Source organism: Variovorax sp. GW821-FHT06D12 (assembly GCF_059419205.1).
In genome coordinates this window covers 208,972-234,619 of record NZ_JBWKRI010000010.1, presented here as the reverse complement: position 1 = coordinate 234,619, position 25,648 = coordinate 208,972, and the positions used below count along the sequence as shown (strand labels likewise).

Annotated in this window: 20 protein-coding genes and 1 pseudogene; 2 read left to right on the top strand and 19 right to left on the bottom strand. The window is 69.5% G+C overall.

The window, feature by feature from the left end:
- Positions 1–9: 9 nt before the first annotated feature.
- A complete protein-coding gene (locus tag AC07SQ_RS27905) occupies positions 10–1,026 on the bottom strand; it encodes a Bug family tripartite tricarboxylate transporter substrate binding protein (protein ID WP_495273580.1) in 1,017 nt (338 codons plus the stop codon).
- Between the two features lie 187 nt (positions 1,027–1,213).
- On the opposite strand from AC07SQ_RS27905, the gene AC07SQ_RS27900 reads away from it, so the two are divergent.
- Entirely contained in the window at positions 1,214–2,119 is a 906-nt protein-coding gene (locus AC07SQ_RS27900) for a LysR family transcriptional regulator (RefSeq protein ID WP_062470965.1), read from the top strand.
- A gap of 21 nt (positions 2,120–2,140) precedes the next feature.
- Here AC07SQ_RS27900 and AC07SQ_RS27895 read toward each other — a convergent pair whose 3' ends face one another.
- From AC07SQ_RS27895 to AC07SQ_RS27880, 4 genes are all read right to left on the bottom strand, one after another.
- A complete protein-coding gene (locus AC07SQ_RS27895; RefSeq protein WP_062470813.1) occupies positions 2,141–3,163 on the bottom strand; it encodes a Bug family tripartite tricarboxylate transporter substrate binding protein in 1,023 nt (340 codons plus the stop codon).
- Between the two features lie 85 nt (positions 3,164–3,248).
- Entirely contained in the window at positions 3,249–3,932 is a 684-nt protein-coding gene (locus tag AC07SQ_RS27890; RefSeq protein ID WP_095744436.1) for a hypothetical protein, read from the bottom strand.
- 122 nt (positions 3,933–4,054) lie between these two features.
- The gene (locus AC07SQ_RS27885; protein WP_495273579.1) at positions 4,055–4,903 is read right to left on the bottom strand and encodes an acid phosphatase; all 849 of its coding nucleotides are present in this window, start codon (positions 4,901–4,903) and stop codon (positions 4,055–4,057) included.
- 22 nt (positions 4,904–4,925) lie between these two features.
- Positions 4,926–6,254: a porin gene (locus AC07SQ_RS27880; protein ID WP_495273578.1), complete on the bottom strand. Its 1,329-nt coding sequence runs from the start codon at positions 6,252–6,254 to the stop codon at positions 4,926–4,928.
- 423 nt (positions 6,255–6,677) lie between these two features.
- Here AC07SQ_RS27880 and AC07SQ_RS27875 point away from each other — a divergent pair, with 423 nt between their 5' ends.
- Positions 6,678–7,406: a Crp/Fnr family transcriptional regulator gene (locus tag AC07SQ_RS27875; protein WP_082817968.1), complete on the top strand. Its 729-nt coding sequence runs from the start codon at positions 6,678–6,680 to the stop codon at positions 7,404–7,406.
- Positions 7,407–7,415: 9 nt separating this feature from the next.
- Here AC07SQ_RS27875 and AC07SQ_RS27870 read toward each other — a convergent pair whose 3' ends face one another.
- The 14 genes and pseudogenes from AC07SQ_RS27870 to AC07SQ_RS27805 all read right to left on the bottom strand — a co-directional run bounded on the left by AC07SQ_RS27870 (position 7,416) and on the right by AC07SQ_RS27805 (position 25,637).
- A complete protein-coding gene (locus AC07SQ_RS27870; protein ID WP_495273577.1) occupies positions 7,416–8,462 on the bottom strand; it encodes an AraC family transcriptional regulator in 1,047 nt (348 codons plus the stop codon).
- A gap of 21 nt (positions 8,463–8,483) precedes the next feature.
- Positions 8,484–9,479, bottom strand: a complete 996-nt coding sequence (locus AC07SQ_RS27865; RefSeq protein ID WP_495273576.1) for a Bug family tripartite tricarboxylate transporter substrate binding protein — start codon at positions 9,477–9,479, stop codon at positions 8,484–8,486.
- A gap of 43 nt (positions 9,480–9,522) precedes the next feature.
- Entirely contained in the window at positions 9,523–10,854 is a 1,332-nt protein-coding gene (locus AC07SQ_RS27860) for a DUF1254 domain-containing protein (protein ID WP_495273575.1), read from the bottom strand.
- On the bottom strand, positions 10,851–13,211 hold the full coding sequence (locus tag AC07SQ_RS27855) for an arylsulfatase (protein ID WP_495273574.1): 2,361 nt from the start codon (positions 13,209–13,211) through the stop codon (positions 10,851–10,853). Before AC07SQ_RS27855 ends, AC07SQ_RS27860 begins: the two co-directional genes overlap by 4 nt.
- Before the next feature lie 57 nt (positions 13,212–13,268).
- The gene (locus AC07SQ_RS27850; RefSeq protein ID WP_495273573.1) at positions 13,269–14,252 is read right to left on the bottom strand and encodes a Bug family tripartite tricarboxylate transporter substrate binding protein; all 984 of its coding nucleotides are present in this window, start codon (positions 14,250–14,252) and stop codon (positions 13,269–13,271) included.
- Between the two features lie 245 nt (positions 14,253–14,497).
- A pseudogene (locus tag AC07SQ_RS27845) lies at positions 14,498–14,652 on the bottom strand (acyl-CoA dehydrogenase family protein); the annotation flags it as partial.
- A gap of 14 nt (positions 14,653–14,666) precedes the next feature.
- Positions 14,667–17,378 (bottom strand): FAD-dependent oxidoreductase, encoded by a 2,712-nt coding sequence (locus AC07SQ_RS27840; RefSeq protein ID WP_495273572.1) that lies wholly within the window; start codon positions 17,376–17,378, stop codon positions 14,667–14,669.
- Between the two features lie 216 nt (positions 17,379–17,594).
- Positions 17,595–18,251: a winged helix-turn-helix domain-containing protein gene (locus AC07SQ_RS27835; RefSeq protein WP_495273571.1), complete on the bottom strand. Its 657-nt coding sequence runs from the start codon at positions 18,249–18,251 to the stop codon at positions 17,595–17,597.
- A 78-nt stretch (positions 18,252–18,329) separates the two neighbouring features.
- Positions 18,330–19,691 carry a TolC family outer membrane protein gene (locus AC07SQ_RS27830; protein ID WP_495273570.1) on the bottom strand — a complete coding sequence of 454 codons (1,362 nt, stop codon included), beginning with the start codon at positions 19,689–19,691 and terminating at the stop codon, positions 18,330–18,332.
- A gap of 86 nt (positions 19,692–19,777) precedes the next feature.
- Positions 19,778–20,431, bottom strand: a complete 654-nt coding sequence (locus AC07SQ_RS27825) for an SCO family protein (protein ID WP_070059880.1) — start codon at positions 20,429–20,431, stop codon at positions 19,778–19,780.
- A 29-nt stretch (positions 20,432–20,460) separates the two neighbouring features.
- Positions 20,461–22,245, bottom strand: a complete 1,785-nt coding sequence (locus AC07SQ_RS27820) for a multicopper oxidase family protein (RefSeq protein ID WP_495273569.1) — start codon at positions 22,243–22,245, stop codon at positions 20,461–20,463.
- Between the two features lie 34 nt (positions 22,246–22,279).
- Positions 22,280–23,617, bottom strand: coding sequence for an HlyD family type I secretion periplasmic adaptor subunit (locus AC07SQ_RS27815; protein WP_070059823.1), 1,338 nt, complete (start codon positions 23,615–23,617; stop codon positions 22,280–22,282).
- Positions 23,618–23,653: 36 nt separating this feature from the next.
- Entirely contained in the window at positions 23,654–25,336 is a 1,683-nt protein-coding gene (locus tag AC07SQ_RS27810; RefSeq protein WP_495273568.1) for a type I secretion system permease/ATPase, read from the bottom strand.
- Between the two features lie 31 nt (positions 25,337–25,367).
- Complete coding sequence (locus tag AC07SQ_RS27805; protein ID WP_143599160.1) at positions 25,368–25,637, bottom strand: hypothetical protein; 270 nt, start codon at positions 25,635–25,637, stop codon at positions 25,368–25,370.
- Between the last annotated feature and the right edge of the window lie 11 nt (positions 25,638–25,648).

The following is a 25,648-nucleotide window of genomic DNA, read 5'->3' as shown; positions in this document are numbered from 1 at the left end:
GTGCCGCACTCAGTCGGCCTGGATGTTGGCGCGCCGGGCGACGGCGCGCATGAGCGGAAGTTCGCGTTCGATCTGCGCGAGCGAGGCGGCGGCGCCGGCGAAGGCCGGCTCCGCGCCCTGGGCCTGCAGGGCCGCCTGGGCCTGGGGCGTGGCGACGATCTTGGCGAGCGTCTTCTCCAGCCGTTCGCGCACCGGCGCGGGGGTGCCCTTCGGCGCGACGACCATGATCCAGGTGTCGGCATCGACCTCGGGGTAGCCCGCCTCGGCGAAGGTCGGGACCTGCGGCAGCTGCGAGGAGCGCTGCCGGGTGGTCACGGCGATCGCCTTGACCTTGCCGCCCTTGAGCTGCGGAATGGCGGCGGTGACGGTGTCCACCGAGAACGGCACCTGGCCGCCGATCAGGTCCGTCATGGCCGGTGCGCTGCCCCGGTAGGGCACGTGCATGATCTTCGCGCCCACCGCCTGCAGGATGATCTCGCCGGTGAAGTGCGAGGACGTGCCCGTGCCGAAGGACGCGTACGAGTACTTGTCGGGCGCTGCGCGCACCGCGCTGGCGAACTCCTTGACGTTGCCGATGGGCACGTTCTTGTTGGCCAGCAGGATCAGCGGAATGCGCGCGACGATCGCGACCGGCTCGAAGCTGCCGAGGGCGTCGTAGGGCAGGTTCGGGCGGATGGCCGGGTTCATCGTGAGGGTCGAGCCCGAGCCGAGCAGCAGCGTGTAGCCGTCGGGCGATGCCTTGGCCACGAACGCGGCGCCGACCGCCGTGCCGGCACCGGGGCGGTTGTCGATGAGCACCGGCTGCCCCAGTTCCTCCGACAGGCGCTGGCCGACCAGGCGCCCCACCGTGTCCGCGCTGCCGCCGGGCGGGTACGGCACCACCAGCGTGACGGGGCGCGTCGGGTAGGCCGGTTGCGCCTGCGCCTGTGCCTGCGCGGGCAGGGCCGTGCCGAGGCAGGCGGCCAGGCCCGCGAGGACGGCACAGCACCAGCGCCGCTGCGGCGCTTGCGAACGGGGAGCGTTCATTGACAGGGTCCTTCCGTAGAGCGAAGAGAAGAGGGGGAGGGGAAATGCTGGGGCACGCCTTGCGGTGTAGCAAGCACAATGATTGGAAGGTTGCGTTGCTGCAGGCGCAACGCAGACCATCCCGATGAAACCTCCCACTTCCAAGCCTCCCGCCACCGCCCGCACCGGGGCGCGCACCGAACGCCCGATCAACCAGCGCGTGCTCCAGGAGGAGTCGATGCGCTACTTCCTGGAGGTGGCGCGCGTCGGCTCGGTCACCGAGGCGGCCGTGCGGCTGAACGTGGCGCCGTCGGCCGTGAGCCGCCAGATCGGCCGGATCGAGCGCGAACTCGACACCCTCCTGTTCGAGCGCCGCGCCCGCGGCATGGCGCTGAACTCAGCCGGCGAGCTGCTGGCGGCGCACGCGCGCCGGGCCTGGCTCGACATCGAGCGCGTGACCGACGACATCCTCGCGCTGCGCGGCCTGCGCAAGGGCGAGGTGCGCGTGGCCGCGACCGAGGGCTTCGCCTACGAGTTCCTGCCGGCCCTGGTGGCTGCGTTCCAGGCGCGCTGTCCCGGTATCCGCTTCTCGCTCGACATGTGCGTGCAGCGCGAAGTGGCGCGCCGCGTGCGCGAAGGCCTGGTCGACCTAGGCGTGACGGTGAGCCTGGGCTCGGAGCACGGCCTGGACGTCGAGATCCGGCATCCCTCGCCCGTGTGCGCGGTCATGGCGCCTTCGCATCCGCTGGCCGAGCGGCGGCAGGTGTCGCTGGCGCAGGTGGTCCATTACCCGCTCGCGCTGCCGGCGCCCACGTCGACGCTGCGCCAGCTGCTCAACATCAGCTGCGCCCGCCAGCGCCTGCCGCTCGAGGCGGCACTGACCAGCGATCACCTCTACCCGCTGGTGCACTACGCGGCGCACGGCCAGGCCGTGACCTTCTGCGGCGAGCTCGCGCTGCGCCAGCAACTCGAGAACGGCACGATCGTGGCGCGCGCCTTGCGCGACCGCGAGATGAACGAGCGGCATTTCGAGGTGCAGAGCATGGCCGGTCGGCGCCTGCCCGATGCGGCGCGCGCTTTCGTCGAGCACTTGCGCGAAGTGCTCAGCGCCTGATGCGAGGCGCGGGGCCGAAGCTCAGTCGGCCGTGATGTTGTTCGCCTTCACGACGGCGCCCCACATCTTGTACTGGTCGCGGGTCATCGCGCCGAGCTGCTCGGGCGAGCCGCCACCGGGCTCGTCCCCGCGATCGACGATGCTCTTGACGACGGTCGGCTCCTTCAGTGCCGCGTTCATCGCGCTGTTGGCCTTCTTCACGACCTCGGGGCTCAACCCGGGCGGTCCGTACAGGCCGATGAAGGAGATGATGCTGAAGTCCTTGATGCCGCTTTCCGCGGCGGTGGGCACGTTCGGCAGCATCGGCGAACGCTTGTCGCTGGTCACCAGCAGGGGCCGCAACTGCCCCGACTTCACGAACGGCGCGACGACGGAGGTGGCGTCGAACATGGCGTCGAGGCGACCGGCCATCAGGTCGACCATCGCCGGGCTGCTGCCCTTGTAGGGCACATGGTTCATCGCCGGGTTGCCCAGGCGCTCGCGCAGCAGTTCCATCGTGACGTGGATCAGCGAGCCTGCGCCCCCCGTTCCGTAGTCGATGCCCTTGCCGCTCTTGGCACGCGACTTCACCTCTTCGGCGAACTGCGCATAGGTCTTGATCGGCGACGTGGCGGGCACCACCAGCACCAGCGGCGACTGCAGCATGATGCCGATGGGGGTCATCTTTTGCGGATCGACGATGCCGAGCTTGGTGTACACGTGCGGCATGATCGTCATCGAGCCGTTGCCCACCAGCAGCTTGTGGCCGTCTGGCGGTGCCTTCATGAGTTCGACGGACGCGATGTTGCCGTTCACGCCGGCCTTGTTGTCGATGACCACGGGCTGGCCGAGCGCGCCCTGCATGCCGTTCGTCAACACGCGGCCGGCGAAGTCGGTCTGCCCGCCGGGCGGGAAGCCGATCAGCAGCGTGACCGATTTGCTGGGCCAGGCCGTCTGTGCCCACGCGGGGCTTGCCCCGAAGGCGCCCAGGCCGAGTGCCGCGGCACCCAGGCAAAGAAGCAGGCGCCGCGGCGCTGCACGAAGGGGCTGGGTGGCTTGGATCATGAAGTCCTCCGATGGGTCGTCTGTGGCACATCGCAGCGCGCCCGCCCGTGGATCGACGCACGGGCCGGGGCGCCGCCCTGCGGGCTCAGTTCACGGCGAAGCAGTACATCAGGCCGGCACTGCCGCTTTGCTTGAGCTGGTCGACGCTGCAGCCCCGCGTGCCGTGCGACGCGTTCCACGAGGCGTTGGCGACCGGGTCGGGGTTGGTGCCCTTCTTGTCGTGGTGGCCGACGATGGCCGAGCCGTCGACGCTGCGCGTCCAGTTGCCGCAGGTGGTGTCCTTGCCGGCGGCGGCCGGCGCGAGCGTGCCGTCGGGGCGCGAGCCGGTGAGGATGTCGTGCCGGTTGACCGGGTCGCCGAAGCCCGAGACCACCTCGCCCTTTTCGGTCAGCGAGGTGTCCTTGCCGAGCTTGGCGTTCGCGCTGTGCAGGTCGGCCACGCTGGTGGCCACGACCACGCCCTTGGCATTGCGCCACGGCCCGGCGCCGATGCGGTCGCGTGCGTTGACGGCCGGCTGGCCGCCCGCTTCGGTGGCGCTCAGGTAGGCACGCCAGGTCTTGCCGCCCGCACCGGCGCTCGCGGCCAGCGCCTGGCACTGGCGGTCCGCGCCGGCCAGGCCGCCGAGGTCGCCGCCCTTGCCGGGATTGGCACTCGTGATGAAGAAGCTCATCGGGTTGGCGTCCTTGCCCGAAGACATGGCGCCGCATGCAGCGAGGAGTGCGACCGCCGAGGCCGCGGCACCCCATGACAGAACGGAACGATGGCGCATGCGAGGTCTCCTTGGAGTGGTTGGAGTTGGCGAGGCTACCCGCTTCGCACACGCAGCGTTCCCCTCGACAACCCGCACACACGCCGGCCGTGGGCGAGGTGGTCGAGGGGCGCGGCGCGTGCTCAGGGCGTCAGCGCCGCGGAGCCCGCGATCGCATTCGCCTCGGCCGCGCAGTCGGCGGCAGGCGGGGCGCTGTCCGGGCGGCTGCGTGCCTGCGCGATCTCGTTCTTCGCCGCGTTCATCTGCGCCGTGAACACCGGGTTGGCGTGCAGCCGGCCCACGGTCGCCGCGCCGATCAGGCGTCCCGCTTCGATGTCGCTGCGCCAGTGCACGCCGCAGATGCCGCGGCTTTGCGCGAAGGCGCGGCCACGCTGCAGCAGCGCGTCCGCGCGCTCCGGCGCGAGCTCCGTCAGCACCAGGGCCCAGGCCCAGCCCAGCGCCGAGTGCCCGGAGGGGTAGGAGCCGTCCTTGGCCAGGTGCGCCTCTTCCTTCGGCGTGCAGCTGGCGGCCTTCAGCGCCACGAAGGGCCGCGTGCGCTGGTACTTCTCCTTGGCCTTGTAGGTGGCGCCGCCGGCATCGGCCAGCGTGCGCCGCAGCAGCATGTTCAGGTGCGGCGTCTGCTGCTCGGAAATGCGCACGCCCAGCGCGCAGGAGAAGGTGGAGGCCGCCTCCGGAAAGCGCAGGTTGGCATCGCGCACCGCGAGCGCGCCGCGCGGCGAACCCTGCAGCGCGGTGAGGCTGCGGAACGCGGCGACGTCGGCCGCCAGCGCGGCCGAGTTGGCCTCGGGCGGCGGTGGCAGCAGCGCCAGGCTGTCGGGCATCTCGGCCGAGGCCAGGTAGCCCTTGAGATAGCCCGACCCCGGGCGTGTTTCGCCGACATCGGCCGCCGAGGTGGTCGGCGCGGGCGGCGTGGCGCAGCCGCCCGCGAGCAGGGCCGCCACGAGCAGCGGCGACAGGTGTTTCAAAGCCATGGGTACCTCTTTTCGCATGCGCTCAGAACGCGTGGCGGATGCCGAAGTCGTAGCCCATCGACGAGCGCGGCGCCCAGCCCGCGGCCTGCGCGGTGCCGCCCGTGAGGTAGGCGGCCGAGCCGCCGGTGATGGCTCCCATCACGCCGGAGTTGTTCCAGCCGTCCTTGATGCGGATGCGCGACACCGAGGCGTACAGCGCGGTGCGCTTGGACAGGTTGTGCACGTAGCCCAGCGAGATCTGGTTGGCCGTGGTGTCGCGGTTGCCGTTCAGGCCCCACAGCAGGCTGTTCAGGTCGGTCGCGGCCGGTGCGCCGTTCTTGTATTTCACCGAGGCGTACGACGCGCGGATGAGGCCCGGGCCCACGGGCACGGTCACGCCCAGCATGTAGCCGTTGTACTTGTCCTTGCGCGTGGCGGTGTTCATGAACGGGACCGCCAGGCCCGGCAGGTTCTGCAGCGTGCCGGTCTCGTTCTTGTCCTGCACGCGCGAGACCTCGGCGAACAGCTTGGCGGGGCCGAAGTTGTACGACGCGCCCAGGTTCAGCGCGTTGATCTTGCGCTCCTGCGTGGCGGTCGCGATGCCCAGCGCGTTGAGCGTGGTGCTGTCGGCGGCGGTGCTCTGGCCGTAGGCGATGGCCATGCCGAGCGGTCCGCTGGCATAGCCCAGGCGGCCGCCCACGTAGCGGCCCTTGGCCGATGGCGTGCCGGGCTGGTCGCTGCGCTTGGTGTTCTCGTGCAGCGTGTACTGCAGCTGGCCGTAGACGCCGCCCAGGTTCGGCGGCAGGAAGTAGCCGATCGAGTTGCCGGTGCGGATGTAGTTGTCGGTCGCGGCCACGACGGAGCCGGGGCCGGCGATGGCGGCGATGCGGCTGTTGATGTTGGCGATGAGGTTGGTGCCCACGCCGTTGGTGCCGAAGGGATCGAAGACGGTGTCGTTCCAGAAGGTCGCGGCGTAGTCGCGGCCCAGGCGCAGTTCGCCGAATGGACCCGACAGGCTCATCGTCGAGCGGCGGTTGAAGTTGGTGATGCCCTTGGCGCCGTCGTCGTTGGTGATGCCCGACTCCAGCCAGAAGCTCGCCGCCAGGCCACCCCCCAGGTCCTCCGTGCCGCGAAAGCCGACGCGGCTGCCCGCATAGCCCGAGTTCGACAGCGCGGTCTGGCTCGTCTTGGCACTGCCGCCCGCGGCGTTCGCCGGTGGCAGCGCGAAGGGGTTGGGGCTGTGGTACGTGCTCTTGGACGTGTAGCGGCTGATGCCGACGTCGACGATGCCGAACACCGTGACGGACGATTGCGCCGACGCGGTACCGGCGGCGGTGAGGAGAGCCAGTGCGGCCAGGGAGTGATGTTTCATGGCAGGTCTTGCTTTGCTTGCTTCTTCAGGGATGAACGAGTCCGCTGGTGCGCATCGCTGCGTTCCAGGGCTCGGGTGTTCCGAAGGGCGGATGCCCTTCGGGGACTTCGGGAAAAAGGGGGGCGGCCTCTAGCCGCGCACGCAGGGCGTGTGGCCGCGCATCACGGCATTCGCATCGCGTCGCGCGAGCCGCGCATGCTGCGCAGGGGTCTCGTCGTTCGCGCATCGCGTCGCATGCGCGACGCAAGAAGCCGGATCAATGAACGCGCCGCGGTGCTGCGAAACAGCGGCAGGCGTGCAGGCAGGGAACGTGCATGTCTCACTTAGGGAGTTCCTCGTTGTTCTTTGATTGGCCGGTCCTATGATAGGAATCGCTGCTCTTCGAATCCGTCAACCAGGCAACAGTTTTTGCTGAGTCATCCCATGGAATACCCGCAACCCGTATCGCAGAGCACAAGGGAAGAGATCGAGCACGGGCTGAGCACGTGCGCGGTGTTTCTCGATTGGCCGAAAGACCGGCTGCGCGAGTTGGCGAACGCCGCGCGCGCCAGGCACTACCGGCGCCGCACGCCGCTCGTGAGCCGCGGCAACCACCAGCGGGAGGTGTTCGTGATCGTGTCGGGCTCGATCGAGATCGCGGCCACCAACGCGGCCGGCGACAAGTACATCCTCTCGGTGCTCGGGGCCGGCCAGATCACGCGCATGGTGCACCTGATCGACGACATGCAGCCCATCTTCGCCTTCGATGCGCGCGCCGATTCGCACATCATCCACATCCCCGGTGCCGCCATGCGGCGCATCCTCGATGCGGAGCCGGTGCTGTGGCGCAGCATCGCCCAGACCATGCTGCGGCGCTATCGCATGAGCGCCGAGATCCTGCAGGACCAGGTGCTGGGCTCGGTGCGCCGGCGCACGGCGATCACGCTGCTCAACATGGTGTATCGCTACGGGGACGCGAGCGGCGCGCCGTGCGACACCGAGCTGCGCGTTTCGCAGACCGACCTGGCGAACATGCTGGGCGTGTCGCGCCAGACCGTCGGCAAGGAACTGGCGCAGTTCAAGGACGAGGGCGTGCTCGGCTGCAACGAGGGCTACCGCCTGGTCACCGTGGTCGACCTGCCTCGGCTGCACCGCATCGCCGCGGAAGACTGAGCTGAAGCCTCAGCACGGCGCGCAGCTCAGGCGGTAGGCGTGCGGGCTGGTGCCGGTCCAGCGCACGAAGGCATGCCGGAAGTTGGCCGCCTCGCTGTAGCCCAGGCGCTCCGCGATCTCCTCGGTGGTCATGCGGGTCTTGCGCAGGTACTCGATGGCCAGCCGCAGGCGCACCTCGTTGAGGATCGACCGGTACGTGGTGCCGTGCGTGGCGAGCCGCCGCCGCAGCGTGCGCGGCTCCAGCGCGAGCGTGCGGGCCATCGACTCGATGCTCGGAAAACGCCACGGCATCTGCTCCACCAGCGTGCGCCGCACCGCCGCGGCGATGCCGCCGGCATGCGCGAGCCCGGCCACGAATTGCTGGCAGCTCTCACTGGCCATGGCGTGCGTGAGCGGATCGTGCAGGCGCGGCGCGCGCGTGCACCAGGCCTCGTCGAACTGCAGTGCGTTGTCGGGCTGGTCGAACTGCACGGGGCACTGGAACCACGCCTCCCAGACGCTGGCGCCGTGCTCGGGCGCGGGGCAGGCCAGGCGCAGGCCCGTGAAGCCGAAGCCATCGCCGTACAGGTCGCGCGCCAGCGTCAGGTGGGCCGCGAAGGTGAAGGCCAGCGCAAAGCGGTAGAGCGGGTCGCGCGGGTCGGGCGACACCAGCACCTCGAAGCTGCAGGTGCCGGGCGCGCGCGCGGGGTCGTGGTGCATGTCGGCCAGCGGCCCGATGGCGCGGCGGTAGGTGATGGCGAACTCGATCAACGCGCTGAAGGTGGGGCTGCTCTGCAATGCATAGCCCCACATGCCGTAGGCCGTGAGGTGCATGCGCGCGCCCGCACGCAGCGCCACCGTGGGGTTGCGTGCCAGCGCGAGCGCATTGCGCAGCACGGTGACCGTCTGCGCATACGACACGCGCGTGCCGGGATCGCGCAGCGCGGCCTCGTCGAGGTCGCTGCCGGCCAGGGCCTGTGCGGCGGGGATGCCGTCCGAGGCCAGCGTGGCGACGATCGCGGCGATGCGCTGCGGGGTGTACACCCGGGGTTCGAAATCGGGAGGCGGGTGATGCACGGTTCTCGGCCGGCGGCGCAATCAGTCCAGCGTGACGCCCGTGGCCCGCGTGAGCTTCAGCGACACGGGCAGGAACGCCTTGTAGGCTGCCGTGGCTTCCGCCGGCGTGTTGCCGATGGGCTCGGCGCCCATGTCCTCGATGCGGCGCTGCACCTCGGGCTGCTTCACCACCGCGGCGACTTCGCGGCTCAGCTTCTCCACCACGGCATCGGGCGTCTTGGCGGGCACCAGCAGCGAGGTCGGCGCCATGAGCATGAACATGTCGTCCTTGTAGCCCTGCTCGGCGAAGGTCGGTACCGTGGGCGCGGCCTTGGCGCGCTGCGCGCCGGGCACGGCGATGGCGCGCAGCTTGCCGGCCGCGACGTAGGGCTGGAAGGTGCTGATGGAACCCACGGTCATCTGGATCACGCCGCTGAGCAGGTCGACCGCCATCGGGCTTTCGCCCTTGTAGGCCACGTGCAAGGTCTGGGTGCCGTAGGTCTTGTCCATGAAGACCTGCATCTGGTGCGGCTGCACGCCGGGGCCCCAGGAGCCCATTGCGTACTTGCCGGGCGCCTTGCGCACGGCCTCGACGAGGCTTTTGAAATCCTGCGCCGGCACCGAGGGGTGCACGACCATGATGGTGCGCGTGCTCGCGATGTCCGACACGTGGCGCAGGTCGGTGCGCGGGTCGTAGGGCAGCTTCTTGTACAGCGCCAGGTTCGCGGCGATCGGGCCCGGCACCGACAGCAGCACGGTGTAGCCGTCGGGCGGGCTCTTGGCCACGTAGTCGGTGCCGATGATGCCGCCCGCGCCGCTGCGGTTCTCCACCAGCACGGGCTGCTTCAGCCGCTTGGCGAGCCCGTCGCCCACCAGCCGCGCGAGCGCGTCGGCCGAGCCGCCGGCCTGGTACTGGACGATGATGCGGATCGGCTTGCTCGGGTAGTCGGCCTGCGCCAGGGCGGCACCGGCCGCCAGGTGGAGCCCGACGATGCACAGGCCGGGCGCGCGCAGCGCGCGGAAGCTGAAACGGTTCATGAAGTGAGTGCCTTTCGGGTGGGAGACGATGCGGTCGGTTCGGTCAGGGCAGGCGCTTCAGCGCGGGCGGTGCCCAGCGCCCGTCGAGCACCGGTGCCTGCGGCACGTACAGGCGCAGGTTCATGCTGAAAGGGCCGGCGGGCGCGGGCAGCCAGTTCGGGGCCTTGGCCGGGCCCGGCGACGCGTGCTGGATGTACAGGTCCAGCGAACCGTCGGCGTTGAAGGCGAGCGCGTCGCGGTCGCCGATGGCGTAGCGGTTGAGCGCGTTGTCGACGAAGAACTGGTCGGGACCGTACAGCGTCAGCGACCAGAACGCATCGGCCGGCGGCAACTCGTGCGCGTCGAAGTGCAGCACATAGCGCGAAGTGCCCGACAGCGGCTGGCCCTCGCTGTCGCAGACCGAGCGCGGGTACATCGCCTCTTCGCGCGGCAGGGCGCCCAGGCCGGCGTAGGCGACGAAGGCGCGCGCCAGGTAGTCGTTGCCGTAGACGCCCACGTTGCTGCCGAGGCTCCAGCCGTTGCGCACCATGCGCATCGCCGGCGCGCGCTCGAGCATGCGCCGGTAGGCATCGGGCGCGGCGCGCGTCAGGGCGCGTTGCACGGCCTCGGGGGCTTCGGCCAGTGCGAAGCCGCGGCCGGGGACCAGGCCGATGCGCTCCATGCGCAGCAGCAGCGCACCGTCGGTGGCATGCGGCGGGTTGCGCTGGAGCAGTTCGGCGAAGAGCGCGAAGAAGGCGCCAGCACCGAGCGCGGCCACCTGCTCGACGGGCGGGCGCATGTCCACCGCTGCATCGACGTGGCCGGCGGGTGGGTCATGGGGCTGGCCCCACGCCGACAGCGGCACGGCCTCGAAGCCGGCCTGCAGCGTGTGCACGTGGGCGTAGTCGGCCGCGCCGTTGGTCTGGATGCGCCCGACGATCCAACCCACGTCCGTGGGGCTCACGATGGCGCGCACGCCCTCGGGCAGCGTGCCTTTCCAGCGTGGGCCGACGAGCGCGAAGTGGCCGCCGCCGTTGCCGTTGGTGCGCGTGCCCAGCGTGGCGAACACGTCGGTCCACAGGTCGTAGAACGGAATGACGTGGTAGCGCTCGCCCATGTCTGGCAGCGTCAGCACCAGCGGCTCGTCGCCGACGTCGTACCAGATGTTGGAGTACAGCGTGTCGGCGTTGGGACGCACCACGTCCTTGAAGCCGGCGTCGGGGTAGGTGGGCACGTGCACGAAGCGGTTCATCGGCCCGCGCACGCGCGCGCCGTCGGGCTGCGCGACGTTGGTGGCCACGCGGCGCGTCAGCTCCATCACCACCATCGGATAGGCATAGGTGTAGGCCTCGATGCCGATGGCGTAGGCGTCTGCTTCAGTGATGAACGTGCTCACGACTGGGCCTCCGCATAGCGCAGCCAGACGTCGTGGATGCGCCCGTCGAAGCCGAACGGCGCACGGTCGAAGTACTCGGCCGCCACCGGCGAGCCCAGGTCGCAGCCGACGTCGAAGGTCTCGCAGGCCGAGAAGATGGCCGTCACCGTGACGCCGATGTCGCACGCCGCCACCTGCACGCCATCGACGCGCAGCACGGCGCGCGCGGGCCGCTGGGGCGCCGTGCCGTCGCTCATCGTGAACTCGACGTCGATCGCGTGGCGTCCGGCGGCGATGCGCGCGGGCGAGCGTGCCTTGAAGCGGTACATGCCGAGCATGTTGTATTCGTAGGCCAGGTGGCCGTCGTCCAGGTACAGGCAGATGCCGCCGTTGAAGCCACCCAGCGCGAACAGCACGCCGCTCGCGCGCTCGCCCAGCGTGGCGTCGACGGTGGCCGTGTGGCTGCGTGTCTTGATGTTGGGCGCGCAGTTCTCCGGAATGCGCGTGATGTCGCCGCTGAAGTGCCACGAGGTATGCCGGGGCGCGATGCGGTGCTGCGGCTTCAGTGTCAGGTGGTAGATCGCGCCCAGTGGATAGACGTGGTTGATGCCCGCCTGCACGGCGAACATCTCCTTCATCTGCGCCAGCTTGGCCGGCTGCGCCTGCGCCAGGTCGTGCGCCTGGGCGTAGTCCTTCGCGACGTGGTACAGCTCCCAGACGTCGTTGTCCGGGTCCCAGGTGGCCAGCCCGGGCGCGGCGCCCGCGACCCAGGGAATGCGCGGGCCGAACACGCCCGCGGTCCAGCCGTCGTGGTGCACCATGCGGCTGCCCGCCACCTCGAAGTACTGCACGCCCTTGCGGCCCTCGGCCTGTGGATGGGCGAAGGTGTAGGCCATCGAGATGCCGTCCAGCGAATCCTGTCGCACGCCGTTGAGCTCGACCGGCGGCGTGATGCCCAGGATGTCGTAGAGCGTGGGCGCGATGTCGTTGACGTGGTGGAACTGCGAGCGCGGCGTGGTGTCGGGCCGGATGCCGCGCGGCCACGACACGACCAGCGGCGTGCGCGTGCCGCCGAAGTGCGCGGCGATCAGCTTGGTGCTCTGGAACGGCGTGGAGCCGGCCCAGGCCCAGCCGGCGTGGTACATGTTGTCGGTCTTGCGGCCACCCAGTGCGTCGAGGCCGCCCAGGCCTTCCAGCAGTTCGAGGTGCTGCGAGATCTTGGTGGAGATGCGGTTCTGCGCCAGCAGCTCGACCACGGTGCCGTTCTGTCCTTCGGCGCTGCCGCCGTTGTCGCTGAACACGAAGAACACCAGCGTGTTGTCGCGCAGCCCGAGCTGCTCCAGCTCGTCGACGACCTTGCCGATCTGCGCATCGGTGTGCTCCAGGAAGCCGGCGTAGACCTCCATCAGCCGGCGCTGGAACGGGCGCTCGGCCTCGGGAATGCTGTCCCAGCTGGCGAGCGTCTCGGGCCGGGGCGTGAGCTCGGCGGTCTCGGGGATCCAGCCCATCTTCTTCTGGCGCGCGAAGGCGCGTTCGCGGTAGGCGTCCCAGCCGTCGTCGAACTTGCCCTTGTACTTGTCGGTCCATTCCTTGAAGACGTGGTGCGGGCCGTGCACCGCGCCGGGCGCCCAGTACATCAGGAAGGGCTTGTCGGGCGTGATGGCGCGGTGGCGGCGCAGCCAGCCGCAGGCCTTGTCGGCCATGTCCTCGCTCAGGTGGTAGCCCTCGTCGCGCGGCGGCTCGATGAGCGTGGTGTTCTCGACCAGACGCGGCTCGTACTGCGAGCTCTCGCCGCCCAGGAAGCCGTAGAAGTGGTTGAAGCCGTGGCCGGTGGGCCAGCGGTCGAAGGGGCCCATCTGCGTGGTCAGGTTGGCCGGCGTGTTGTGCCACTTGCCGAACGCGGCCGTGTTGTAGCCCCAGGCCCCGAGCACCTCGGCCATCGTGCCGGCGCTCTTGGGAATGACGCCCACGTAGCCGTCCCAGTCGGTGGCGTATTCGGAGATGTGGCCGTAGCCCACGCGGTGCGCGTTGCGCCCCGTCAGCAGCGAGGCGCGCGTGGGTGAGCACACGCCGCAGTTGTGGAAGGCGTTGTAGGTGATGCCGCTGCCGGCCAGCCGCGTCAGCGTGGGCGTGTGGATCTCGCCGCCGAAGGTGTCGGGGTGCGCGAAGCCGGCGTCGTCGAGCATCACGATCAGCACGTTCGGTGCGTCGTCGCGCAGGTGCGGCACCGCCTTGCGCCGCTCGTGCGTGGACTCCGACAGCTTGCGCCCCGCGATGCTGGCGCTGGGCGGCGCATCGAAGGGCAGGTGGCTGCCCTGGCCGGGTAGGGTGTTGAAGCCGCCGAGCGTGGCGGACGGGTTGGATTTTTCTTGTGTCATGGGGATGTTCTCCGGGACGCGCGGGGGCAGGGCCCCGGCGTCGTGGTGGATCGGGCGTCAGTCCAGCGTGACGCCGATGGACTTGACCAGGGCGCTCCAGTCCTGCAGGTCCTGGCGCAGGACTTCCTTGAACTGCTCGGGCGTGGGGCGCGGCAGGTCGGTGAAGTTGAGTTCGCGCAGGCGCTGGGTCACGGCCGGGTCCTGCAGGGCGCGGTAGATCTCTTCGTTCAGGCGCTTGACGATGGCGGGCGGCGTCTTGGCCGGCACGAAGAAGCCGTACCAGGTGTAGTTCTTGAACGGGAACCCGGCCTGCGTCATCGTGGGCACGTCGGGCAGCATCGGCAGGCGGTCGGGGCCGCTGTAGGCCAGGGCCTTGACCCGGCCGGCCTTCACCACCTCGATGGTGGAGGAGATGTCGGCGAAGCCGGCGTCCACCTGGCCGCCCATGAGGTCCTGCACGCAGGGGCTGCTGCCCTTGTAGGGCACGTGCAGCAGCGAGATGCCGGCCTGCTTCTTCAGGCTTTCCATCGTGAGGTGGCCGCCCGAGCCGTTGCCCCACGAGCAGTAGTTCAGCTTGTCGGGGTGGGCCTTGGCATGGGTGACGAAGTCCTTGAGCGTGTTCGGCGGAAGGTCCTTGCGCACCAGCAGCAGGTTGCCGCCGCGGCCCACCTGCGCGACGGGCGCGAAGTCCTTGAGCGGCTCGTAGGGCAGCTTCTTGTAGAGCGCCGGGTTGATCACCATCGTGGCGGCGTAGGTGAACAGCACGCGCGTGCCGTCGGCCGGCCCCTTGGCGACGAAGTCGACGCCCAGGATGCCGTTGGCGCCGGCGCGGTTGTCGACGATCACGCTCCGCTTGAAGGCCTTGCCCAGCACGTCGGCGAACAGCCGCGCGATGAGGTCGGTGCCGCCGGCGGGCGGCGTGGGCACGACGATGGTCACCGTCTTGCTTGGGTAGCCGGCGCCGTCTTGCGCCGTGGCCGCGCCGGCGAGGGCGAGAAGGGCCAGCGCGGTGAGTGCCGGCCGCAGCAATGTCCTGTTCACGGAAGTGTCTCCTTGGGAATGGGTCGCGCAGGCCCCGCGCCTCTGGGCGCGTCCCCCGTTGCTACAGGGGGTGGGACTGCGTCTCCATGCTAGGAAACAGCGGCCATCGATTCCGTCAACCAGCCGACAGATTCGCCGACACCGGCTCGGGGAATACCCTCTGGCTCAGCCGGATGCGGGCTGCATGTCGACCGGCGAGGGCGCGCTGTCGTTCCGTGGTCGCGTGCACCCTCGACGGGGTGCTTTCATGCGCCCAGCTTGCGCGCGATCAGGTCCTTCATGATCTCGCTCGTGCCGCCGTAGATGCGCTGCACGCGCGCGTCGGCATGCATGCGATCGGGTACTCGACCATGCAGCCGCAGTCGCCGAAGAGCTGCAGGCATTCGTCCAGGACCTTGCCTGCTGCGTGTAGGGCTAGGCCGCCAATGCCACCGAATGCTGCTGCCAGTCCCCACGCTCCAGCAAGGCGGTCATCGTGGAGACCGGCGCGTGCTCGCGCACGGCGGGAATGACCTCGTCCGCCTCGTCCGGCGATCCGACCAGCACCGCGCCGACAAGCCGGCCCTCGGCGACCACCAGCTTGCGATAGATGCCCTGCGCAGGCTCGGACTGCGTCAACTCGAATTCGCCGGGCCGCGCGGCGTGCACGGAGCCCGCGGAGCGGACGTCGATGCCCGAGACCTTCAGCGCGGTCACGGGCACATGGCCGCGATAGACGCGCTTGCCGCCCAGCGCATTGACGGCCGCAATTTCTCCCTGCTCGGCAGCCACGGCCCACAGGGGGATCGAGTGGCCCTCGAACTCGGCCACATCGCCCGCGGCGTAGACATGGGCGGCACTGGTGCGCATCTGTGCGTCGACGATGATGCCGCGGCCGAGCGCCAGGCCGGCCGACTGCGCGATGTCGACGTTGGCGCGCACGCCGGTGCACACCACGACCACGTCGGCGGGGAGCTGGCGTCCGTCCTTCAGCACGAGCCGCGCCACGCGGCCCTCGCTGCCCGGCTCCAGCCGCGCGGCGTCGGCACCGGTCATGACATGGATGCCCTGGGTTGCCAGGTGCGCTTCCAGCAAGGCGCTGGCCGGGGTGTCGATCTGCCGGTCCAGGATCTGGCCGCTGTTCGACAGCACATGGACCTGCGCCCCGAGCTGCGCCAGCGCCTGCGCCGCTTCCAGGCCGAGCAAGCCGGCGCCCAGCACGACCGCGCAGGTGCCGTGGAAGCGCTGCATGTAGTCGCGGATCGCCATCGCGTCGTCGGCATCGCGCAGGACAAAGCTGCCCTCGATGCCGTAGCCGTCGAGCGGCGGGACCCATGCCGAACTGCCCGAGCACAGGATGAGCCTGTCGTAGCCCAGCGTCTCGCGGGTCGCCAGCGTGAGCTCGCGACGCTGCGTGTCGACGCCCGACACGTGCGTGTTGAGCCACGCGGTGACACGGTGTTCGGCATACCACTGCTCGGGGAGCAGGTGCAGGCCCTGGACACCCGTCGGCATGCTGATCAGCTTGGCAATGGCCATCCGGTTGTAGGCGTTGTGGTTCTCGCGGCCGATGAGATGGATCTCGCAGTCGGGGTGGCGGCGCCGCACATGGTCGGCCGCGGTCAGGCCGGCCACGCCGTTGCCCACGATCACGACGCGGCGGATCGACGCATCGAAGGGCACGACTTCGGGCTTGCGTGTCTCTCGCGCCGCTGGGGTCGCCTCCCGCTTCAGGTCGATGCGGATGGGCCCGGCATTGCGGATGCGCGCCATGCAGGCCAGGCGCGTGCCGTCGGCGCAGCCGAGCCGGGCCAGCGTCGCCCGCTCGTCGCTGCCGATGGGGGCGAGCCGCTCGCCGCCCGCCACGACGGCGATCGGGTCGGCGCCGCACACGCCGGAACGACAGCCGGCGTTGATGGGGGCGCCGCAGTCCTCGAGCGCTTCGAGCAGGGTCTGGCCCTTGCGGATGGGGGTCTTCGTGCCGGTGGGGTCGATGCAGAGTTCGGCAGGCTGCGGGGACGCATCCGCCGGCGCGGCCGCAGCGGCCTCGTTCTCCGGCGGGGCTGCAACCGGCGCCTTGCGCGCGGCGTCGTTCGGGCCGCGGTGCAGCCGCATCGTCTCGATGACGATCGGCGCCAGCCGGGAGCCGTCCCGGACACCCTTGCGCAGTTCACGGCGAAGGAACAGGCGCTCGACATGCAGCGACCGCGCGATCCACGTCAGGCTCGCGATGATCGTCAGGCCGCGCAGCGTGGCGACGACTTCGGGGGCGATGGCCATGCCGCTCAGGCTGCTCAAGGTGCTGACGACCAGCGGGGCGGTGAACCAGTAGTACAGCGAGAACGCGGCCGCCGCGAAGAGCACCGGCGACAGGTTGCGCGTCTTGCTGCCCAGCAGTTCGATCAGGTTGAAGAGCGTCAGGCTGGCCGCCATGTAGACCAGCATCTGCATGACCGTGGAGACCGGGCCGATCTCGGCGGGCGAAGGCACGAGGTAGTAGCCGAGGATCAGGCCCGGAAAGACGCCCGCGAAGAAGCTGCGGAAGTTGCGGTAGGCCGGGTTCGGGTCGTACTGGTCGGCCAGGTACGCGGCGCCGGGGTTGAGGTCGTAGCAGTTCTTGGCGCAGCCCACGCACGGTTCGCAGTGCGTGTTGGCGATGCGGATGAACGGCGTCTGGCCGTACAGCCGCTGCACCGGCAGCAGGGGGCAGATGCTGCTGCACCAGCCGCTCTTGCCCTTGAACAGCAGGCCGCCGATGAGCGCCGCCCCCATGGCTGCCGCCAGCAGGCCGGCGGTGGCCATGCCGTTGCCGTTGAACAGCAGCTTGCGCGCGACGACCGCGCAGATCAGCAGGCCGATGCCGATCGGAAATGCCGCACCCTGCGACAGGCGGCGGCTCGTGAGTGCGCGCGTGATGCCGAGCCTGCGGGGGATCTGGTTGATGGCGGCCAGCGGGCAGACGTTGCGCCACAGCCCGGGTGCCAGCATGAACACGAGCGGGAGCGACGGCACGATCAGCCCCCAGAACAAGGGCATCGCGGTGGCGGGCCGCAGCGCCAGCATGACGGCCAGGGCCAGGGCCGAGGCGATGCTCACCACGCGCAGCGCGCGCCACACCGCTTTCGGCACGATGGTCGGCAGCTGCATGAAATTGGCGAAAACGAGAGCGGGAGAGGGCTTGAACATGGTTCGGTGGTACCTGCGTGAGAAGGTGTCGCCATTCATGCCCCGGGGGGACGCTGCGACAGTGGTGGCGCCATCGGTGAGTGATGGGGCTCTGCGAGTGGTGCGATTCTGGCCAGTCGCACGTCTTAAGGTTGCTATCTTGTGTGCGGCACGCTTACGAGTCTGAAGACGACGGGCTCAGGTGTTCAGGCGGTAGCCGACCCCGCGAATCGTCCGGATGATCTGCCGCCCGAGCTTGCGCCGCACGTTGGACAGGTGCACTTCCAGGGCGTTGCTCGTGGGGGCGCCGTGAATCCCCTGCACCAGCAATTCCACCTGGGCCTTGGGGACCGTGTGATCGAAGCGCAGCGCGAGCGCCTCCACCAGGTTCCATTCCCGCTCGGTCAGCGCGACAGGCATGCCGCAGCGGACCGTCGTCCGGCTGCCCAGGTCGAACTCGACGTCGCCGCACCGCACGCGCGGCGTTGCCAGGCCCGCGGCCCGGCAACGCAGTGCCCGCACCCGCTCGGCCACCAGCTCGGGGCGGCACGGCATCACCACGAAGTCGTCCGCGCCCGCGTCGAGGACCTCGGCCTGCGCGGTCGGGCCGGGCGCTCCCACCATCAGCATCAGGACCGGCGTGGTGATGTGCTGCACCCGCAACAACCGGACCCAGTCGAGTCCCGATCCGTCGGGCAACTGCGAGCTGACGAGCAGCACGTCGTAGGACTCGTTCTCCAGCACGTCGATGTCGCCGAGCCGCTCGACGCTGTCGATCAGGAACCCGTTCTTGCGCAAGTGCGTGAACAGGCCGTCGTCGATCCGCGCGCGATCCTGAAGCAGAAGCAGTCGCATGGCGTCACCTGCATGTTCAGCGCCGTCATGGCCGCGAGCAGTCGCTGGTGCTGTCGGTACGTGCCATGGCATGCCTCGTCATTGGCGAGCCGGCGTTCTCCTGGACACGGAGACGGGCGCCGCGCTGTCGACCGGGGTGCGGCCGTGGGTTGCAAGCGCGGCATCGATGGCGTTCAGGTCCTCGGGCACCAGCGTGCCGTTGGCCTGCCGCAGCTTGAGATTGCCGAGCAGCACCGAATAGCGCGCCACCGCCAGGTCGCGCTTGGTCTGGAAGAGCTGGCTCTGCGCGTTGAGCACGTCGATGTTGATGCGCACGCCCACCTGGTAGCCCATGCGATTGGCCTCCAGCGCGATCTGGCTGGAGACCTCGGCGGCTTCGAGCGCCTTCACCTGGCCGGCGGCCGACACCAGCCCCAGGTAGGTGGCGCGGGTGGCCTGCGCGACGCCGCGGCGCGTGGCCTCGAGCAGCGAGCGCGATTGGTCTTCGAGCGCCAGCGTTTCCCTGACGCGGTTCTCGATCGCGTAGCCGGCAAACAAGGGCAGGTTGAGGGAGACGCCCACGGTGAGGGCCTTGACCCGCGAGCGGCCCGGCGTGGTGTTGGTGCCCTGGGGGTTGTTCGTGACGTTGTAGCCCAGGGTCGCATCGAGCGTGGGCAGGTGGCCGGCCTGCGCCTTCTGCACCTCGAGCCCGGCCACGTCCAGGCTCAGGCGGGCCTGCTGGATCGCAGGGTGCCCGGCATCCGCGTGCGAGGTCCAGACCTCGATGTCGGCGGGCGCGAGCGGAGGCAGCACCACGGGCGCCGCCAGCGGCACGGGCACGCTGCCGGTGCTGCCGACGAGCTGGTCGAGCACGATCTTCTTCACCTGCAGGTCGTTCTCGGCGGCGATCTCCTGCGCGATCACCAGGTCGTAGCGGGCCTGCGCTTCGCGCGCGTCGGTGATGGTGGTGGTGCCGACCTCGAAGTTGCGCTTGGCCGAGGCCAGCTGCTCGGCCACGGCCACCTTCTGCGCGCGCACCAGGGCCAGGCTGTCCTGGCTGGCGAGCACGTCAAAGTAGGCCTGGCTCACGCGCACGATGAGGTCCTGCTCGGCGATGGTGAGCACCATCTGCGCCACCTCGGCCTGCCGCTGGCCCTGCTCGTAGGCGGCCCAGTTGGCGGGGCGGTACAGCGGCTGCGTGGCGTTGATGCCGACACTCTGGGTGTTGAACCCGCGCGTTGTCGCACTGCCTTCCGTCGAGAGGTCCTGCCGGGTGTGCGAGGCGCCGGCCGACAGGCCGACGGTGGGCAGGATGCCGGCCCTGGACTGCGCCGCCCGCGCCAGCGTGGCCTCGTACTGGGCTCGCGCGCCCTGGTAGGTGGCGTCGTAGCCGCGCGCCGACGTGTAGATCTCGACCAGGCTCTGGCCATGGACGGGCCACGCGAAGCTCGCTGCGAGCACGGCGCCCCATGCCGGGACGAGACGCTTCCCGGTGGCGGGGGCCCGTGAGCCCTGTCCACCGGGTGGGGGTCGGCGCAGGCGCTGGTTCAGACCGTGCTCCGAGGGTCGGCCTGCAAGATGGCGCCACCCGCGCGGCGAACCGCGGCCGGGCTGCGATCGACATGCAGGATGGCGGCCACGATCTGCTCGGGCGCCGCCAGCGCCGGCGCCATCGACCAGCGGTCGTAGACGTCGTTGCCGATGCGCACCATGCCGGTGTGGCGATTGATCTCCTTGTCGACCTTCGGGTCCGGGTCGTAGAAGCCCAGGGCAAAGCGCACGAGGTCGATATTGCTCCGGCTCCCGGTCAGGAAAAGCCAGCCCGGGTTCACGCTGTGCATCTCGGCGTAGTCGGCCAGGTGCTCCACGGTGTCGATCTCCGGGCGGATCGTGATCGAGTACATGAAGATGTCCCGGCCCACCCGAGAGGCCAGGCGCTCCTGCACGCGCAGGAGGTTGTTGGTCATGAGCGGACAGATGCCTTCGCAGTCCGCGTACATCATGTTGATGGCGACGATCTTTCCCCGGACCAGGTCGTCGTAGAAGTTCACCTTCGCCCCGGTGTGGGTCTTCAGTTCGACGTTCGGCATGCGACGCCCCGGGCGTGCAGCCGTTGCCGGCGCCTCGGCGGAGGCGGGCAGGCCGAACGCGTACAAGGACGCGACGCCCAGTCCGGCGATCAAGTGTCTGCGGTGGTTCATGAGAATCTCCTGGAAGTCATCGGCGTTCTTCACACGATGTCGAAGCGAACCATCATTGCGTGGTCCTCGTGGGTGAGGTTGTGGCAGTGCATCAGGTACTTGCCCGAGAAATCGCGAAAGCGCACAAGCACCCTCACGGTCATGAGTTCGCCGACGACGAAGACGTCCTTGCGTCCGCGCTCGTTCACGGGAATGGTCAGGCTCACGCCGTTGACGCTCTTGCTGAGAATCCGGCCTTCTTCGAAGTGCACGTGGATCGGGTGCTGCCAGCCGTTGTCGGGATTGATGAACTCCCAGATCTCGGCGGTGCCCCTGGTGATCCTGGCTCTGGCCGTGAGCGAATCGAAGAACAGCCCGTTGACGTTCCACATGCCGCTGTTGCGCGCGAACACCCAGGTGCGAACCGGCAGGGCCGCGAGTTCGCTGGCACTGGGCAGGTCGCGCAGCGGGCGCAGCACGCTCGGCACCACGCTCAGGTCGGGCGTCGGGGGCTGGCGATCGACGATGAACTTGAGCACGCGCGTGCCCGGCGACTGCACCACGCCGGGTTTGCGGGTGTCGACCTGCGTGAGCTGGTTGACGAGGTAGAGCGTGGTGTTCAGCGGGAATCGCGAGAAGTCCACCACGATGTCCGCGCGCTCGGCCGGGGCGATCCGCACCCTCAGCTGGTTCACGATCGGTGCCGGCAGCAGGTTGCCGTCGCTGGCGATCTGCGTGTACGGGTACACGATGGTGCCGCCCGTGTTCTGCAGCACGAACTCGTAGAAGCGCGACGGCCCGACGTTCAGCAGCCGCAGCCGGTACTTGCGGCGTGCCACGCGCAGCACCGGCTCGATCTTGCCGTTGACCACGATCTTGTCGCCCAGCACGCCCTCGGGGTTGAGCTCGTCGAAGGTCAGCCGGCCGCCCGAGTCGAACCGCTTGTCCGAGAAGCTCAGGGGGTAGTCGTACGCGCCGCTGGGCAGCCGCAGCCCCGTGGTCTCGTCGCCGGTGTCGAGCGCGTCGAAGACCATGTAGCGCCCGAACATGCCCTTGAGCACGTTCGGTGCCGTCACGCCTTCCGTGTGGTCGTGATAGAAGAGCGAGCCTAGGGCTTCGCGCGAATCGCCGAGGCCGCCGAACTCGTCGAAGCCGGCGTAGAGGTTGGGGTAGAAGTGGTCGTTGAAGGTCCCCGGCGCGGTCAGCGTCACGCCGCCCTGGACGGCGCTGTAGAAGTCGCTCGCGTAGCCGTCGCTCTCCGACGGCGTGTGCATGTTGTGCAGGTGCGTGCTGATCTCGGGCGAGCCGAATCCCGTGTGGTTCTGCGGCAGCTGGTTGCGGATGCGGCAGATGACCGACTGCCCGTAGCGCGCGTGGATCGTGGGGCCCGGCGTGATCACCCCCGGCGTGTTGCCTTCGTAGCCCCAGATGGGCTGCGGGGGGTAGTAGGGGTTGTTGCCGTTGAACAGCCAGGCCAGGTTCTCCTTGGCCGTCAGCTGGTACAGCAGCGGCGTGCCGGCCTTGCCGGGCACGGTCAGTTCCGCGTAGCGCTGGTGCGGTGCACGACCGCACTCGCCGCCCGCGATGTTCGCGTTGATCGTCGGGGCCGGGGTCAGCGTGGCCAGCGGTGTCAGCGGCGTGACCTGGTTGGGCAGGTCCTCGACCCACGGTGTCGTCGGCGGGCTGGGCGGCAGGGGCGTGGGTTGTGCGCGGGTCTTGCCCGAGGTCAGGACCAGGGGGGCCGCCGTGGCTGCCAGCGAGGCCTTCAGGAACGTGCGTCTCTTGCTGTGGGCGACAGGCGTCACGGGGTCGTGGTGATTGGAATCCTTGCGCATGATGTATTCCCCTCGTTGACAGAGAACAGCCCCGCTACATCTGCCGTCCCGATCGGCGGATGGTGGAGGTGATGGGCTCGATGACGTACTGCAGCGCGGTCTGCGAGACGCCCGCGATGTAGACCTCGGCGGGCATGCCCGCCTGGAGCTTGAAGTCGCCGATGGCCCTGAGCGACTCGGCGTCGGCCAGGATCATCACGCTGTAGTAGGGCAGGTTGGTCTGGCGCTCGATCAGCCGGTCGCCGGCGACATAGGTCACCTTGCCCGTGACCATCGAGGTGTTGCGGTACTTGAAGGCGGTGAACTTCACCCGCGCGCGCTGGTTGAGGTGCACGTTGCTGATGTCTTCCGGACGGATGCGCGCCTCGATCATCAGCTGGGCGTCGCTGGGCACGATGTCCGCGATCGCCTCTCCGGGCCCGACCACCGCGCCGGGCGAGGTGAACTTCAGGTCGATCACTTCGCCGCTGGCCGGGGCCACGACGACCTGCCGCTGCGCCGCGTCGTTCGACTTGCGCTGCTCCTGCTCGATCTCGCCCAGGCGCTGGGTGGTGGCCTTGAGCTGGTCGCTCGCGGCCTTCACGTAGTCGTTGCGGATCGACTGGATCTTCAGGTCGATCTCCACCAGGCGCTGGGCGGCGCGCGCCAGTTCCGTGCGCCGCTCTTCGAGCTTGGCCGCGTACTCCATCACCACCGATTCGAGCTGGGAGATCCGGCTCGACGAAATGAAGCCTTCCTGGATCAGGCCGCGGTTGGCCTCCAGGTCCTGCCGCTGCAGGACGAGCGAGTTCTGCGCCTGCGCGATCTGCGCATGCACGGCAACGATTTCCTGCTGCACGCGATCGCGCTGCGTTCTCATGAGCGAGGCCGCGCTGTCCAGCGAATGGCGCTGGGCCTGGAACAGCGCCGTCTCCTTGAGCAGGGCCTGGCCGATGCGATCGTCCTGCCGGGCCGCGCGCAGCAGGTCTTCGGGGAAGGCGAGCGTCTTGGCGACGGACTGCTCGGCCTCCAGGCGCACCAGCATGGCACGCTCCAGATGGACGCGATAGCTCAGGCGGTTGCGGTCGGCGTCCACGCGCACGTCGCCCAGGACCAGGATCGGATCGCCGGCGTTCACATGCTGGCCGTCGCGCACCATGACTTCGCGCACGGTGCCGCCTTCCAGGTGCTGCACCGGACGGCGGTTGAGGTCCACCTTGACGAACGCGGGGGCCACCACCGCCATCGAGAGCGGGGCGAGGCCCATCCACAGGCCCAGGGGCAGGATCGCGCCGAGGATGACCCAGCATCCGCTTCGCGCGAGGCGTCGTGCATGTTCCCGGCTGCTGCGTGGGGCGGCAACGGGAGGCATCGGGAGTGTGGCGGTGCTCATGGTGCAGGGTCCTTGTTCGCAACGGCGGCGCGGCGCTCAGGCGGCCTTCTGGTCCACGATCGCCTGGGCCTGGCGCTGCATGTCGCGCATCACCTCGCTCGCCGGGCCGAACTGCTGGATGCGGCCCGCGGCGAGCACCAGGATCTTGTCGACGTGGGCGATCAGCGACGGGCGGTGGGTGACGACGACCGAGGTCACGCCCGCCTGGCGCAGGCCGCTCATCGCCTGGGCGAGTGCGACTTCTCCCGCGCCGTCGAGGTTGGAGTTCGGCTCGTCCAGGATCACCAGCTGCGGGTTGCCGTACAGCGCGCGGGCGAGCGCGATGCGCTGGCGCTGGCCCGGAGACAACCGCGAGCCGTGTTCGCCCACCGGCGTGTCGTAGCCTTTCGGGAGGGTCAGGATCATGTCGTGCGCATTGGCGCGCACGGCGGCGGCAACCACCGCTTCGGAGTCCACCTTGTCCAGGCGCGCGATGTTGTCCGCCACGCTGCCGTCGAAGAGCTCGACGTCCTGGGGCACGTAGCCGATGTAGGGGCCCAGCTCTTCGCGCGGCCAGTACGACACGTCGGCACCGTCCAGGCGGACCTTGCCGCTGCTGGGGCGCCACACGCCCGTGAGCACGCGCGCGAGGGTCGACTTGCCGGCCGCGCTCGGGCCGACGATGGCCAGGGCCTCGCCCGGCGCCAGCGCGAAGACGATGTTCGAGAGCACCAGGGTCTCCGAGCCGGCCGCGCGGTACGAGATGTTCTCCGCGCTCAGGCGTCCTTCGGGGCGCGGCATGGCGACATGCGGCTCGGTGCGCTCGAAGTCCTTCGACAGTTCCTGCAGGCGCCCGTAGGCCGCCCGCGCTTCGATCAGCGTGCGCCAGCTGCCCACGAGCTGCTCCACCGGCTGCACCGCGCGGCCCAGCAGGATGCTGGTGGCGATCATCACGCCGGCGGAAGCCTGCTGGCTCAGCACCAGGTACGCGCCCAGGGCCAGCATGAGAATCTGGATGGCCTGGCGCGCGGCCTTGGTCCCGGCGGTGAACGCCACGGTGCTGCGGCTGGCGCTGGTCTGCATGGCGGCGATCTGGTCCTGCAAGGCCCTCCAGCGCACCAGCAGGCGCTTGGTCATTCCCAGGGCCTGCAGCACTTCGGCGTTGCGCAGCGAACTCTCGACGTATTGCGCCGCGCGGCGTCCTTCGTTCTGCAGGTTCTCCAGCGACTTGCGGCTGATGCGGTCGTTGAGCCAGGCCAGGCCCAGCATGAGGACCGCGGAGAACGCCGCGCCCAGGCCGAGCGCGGGGTGGAACATCCAGATCACGAACACGTACACGAACACCCACGGCGCGTCGAACACCGCGATCAGCCCGTTGGCGGAAAACACGGCGCGCAGCGCGGCCACATCGCGGATGCCTTCCGTGCGCATGCCGGTCGGCGTGCGGGCGGCGCGCTCCACGATGGCGCAGACCACCGGCGGAGACAGTCGCTCGTCCACCATGATCCCCACCACGTTCTGCAGCCGCGTCCGCACGTAGTCCAGCAGCAGCAGGATCAGCAGCGCCACGCCGGTCCCGGCGAGCAGCACCAGCAGCGTTTCATGGCTGCTGGTCGAGATGACCCGGTCGAACACCTGCAGGGTGAAGAACGCGGGCACCAGGAACAGCAGGTTGATGAAGAAGGAGAACGCCGCGATGTACAGCAGCAGCGGTCGCAGTTCCATCCACAGGGTTTTCATGTGCGTCTCCTGTGGTTCTGTGGGGCGTTGCTCAGTTGACCTGCGGGTCCTGGGCCGCGGCCTGCGCCGCGGCTTCCAGCGACTTCACCCGCCGCACCAGCCGGTCGATGGTCACCATCTGCGCCGAGTAGGCGCGCGACAGCTGCTGGGTCGCGTCGCACAGGCCCTGGATGGCGACGCTCAGCTCGTCCTTCTTCGCGTTGACCATGCCGATGCGCGACATGATCAACGTCGCCACCTCGCGCGGGTCGGAGATGGAACGAGGGGCCTGCTGCGGGCTTGCGTTGTTTTTCTCGTCCATGTCGTTCTCCG

What these genes read in the sequence shown, in the direction of transcription:
- AC07SQ_RS27875 (WP_082817968.1), top strand. Translation starts at nt 6,678, where the DNA reads ATGGAATACCCGCAACCCGTATCGCAGAGCACAAGGGAAGAGATCGAG.
- AC07SQ_RS27810 (WP_495273568.1), bottom strand. Translation starts at nt 25,336, where the DNA reads ATGAAAACCCTGTGGATGGAACTGCGACCGCTGCTGCTGTACATCGCG.
- AC07SQ_RS27905 (WP_495273580.1), bottom strand. Translation starts at nt 1,026, where the DNA reads ATGAACGCTCCCCGTTCGCAAGCGCCGCAGCGGCGCTGGTGCTGTGCC.
- AC07SQ_RS27805 (WP_143599160.1), bottom strand. Translation starts at nt 25,637, where the DNA reads ATGGACGAGAAAAACAACGCAAGCCCGCAGCAGGCCCCTCGTTCCATC.
- AC07SQ_RS27815 (WP_070059823.1), bottom strand. Translation starts at nt 23,617, where the DNA reads ATGAGCACCGCCACACTCCCGATGCCTCCCGTTGCCGCCCCACGCAGC.
- AC07SQ_RS27865 (WP_495273576.1), bottom strand. Translation starts at nt 9,479, where the DNA reads ATGAACCGTTTCAGCTTCCGCGCGCTGCGCGCGCCCGGCCTGTGCATC.
- AC07SQ_RS27890 (WP_095744436.1), bottom strand. Translation starts at nt 3,932, where the DNA reads ATGCGCCATCGTTCCGTTCTGTCATGGGGTGCCGCGGCCTCGGCGGTC.
- AC07SQ_RS27825 (WP_070059880.1), bottom strand. Translation starts at nt 20,431, where the DNA reads ATGAACCACCGCAGACACTTGATCGCCGGACTGGGCGTCGCGTCCTTG.
- AC07SQ_RS27880 (WP_495273578.1), bottom strand. Translation starts at nt 6,254, where the DNA reads ATGAAACATCACTCCCTGGCCGCACTGGCTCTCCTCACCGCCGCCGGT.
- AC07SQ_RS27855 (WP_495273574.1), bottom strand. Translation starts at nt 13,211, where the DNA reads ATGACACAAGAAAAATCCAACCCGTCCGCCACGCTCGGCGGCTTCAAC.
- AC07SQ_RS27820 (WP_495273569.1), bottom strand. Translation starts at nt 22,245, where the DNA reads ATGCGCAAGGATTCCAATCACCACGACCCCGTGACGCCTGTCGCCCAC.
- AC07SQ_RS27840 (WP_495273572.1), bottom strand. Translation starts at nt 17,378, where the DNA reads ATGCAGCTGCCGACCATCGTGCCGAAAGCGGTGTGGCGCGCGCTGCGC.
- AC07SQ_RS27885 (WP_495273579.1), bottom strand. Translation starts at nt 4,903, where the DNA reads ATGGCTTTGAAACACCTGTCGCCGCTGCTCGTGGCGGCCCTGCTCGCG.
- AC07SQ_RS27895 (WP_062470813.1), bottom strand. Translation starts at nt 3,163, where the DNA reads ATGATCCAAGCCACCCAGCCCCTTCGTGCAGCGCCGCGGCGCCTGCTT.
- AC07SQ_RS27835 (WP_495273571.1), bottom strand. Translation starts at nt 18,251, where the DNA reads ATGCGACTGCTTCTGCTTCAGGATCGCGCGCGGATCGACGACGGCCTG.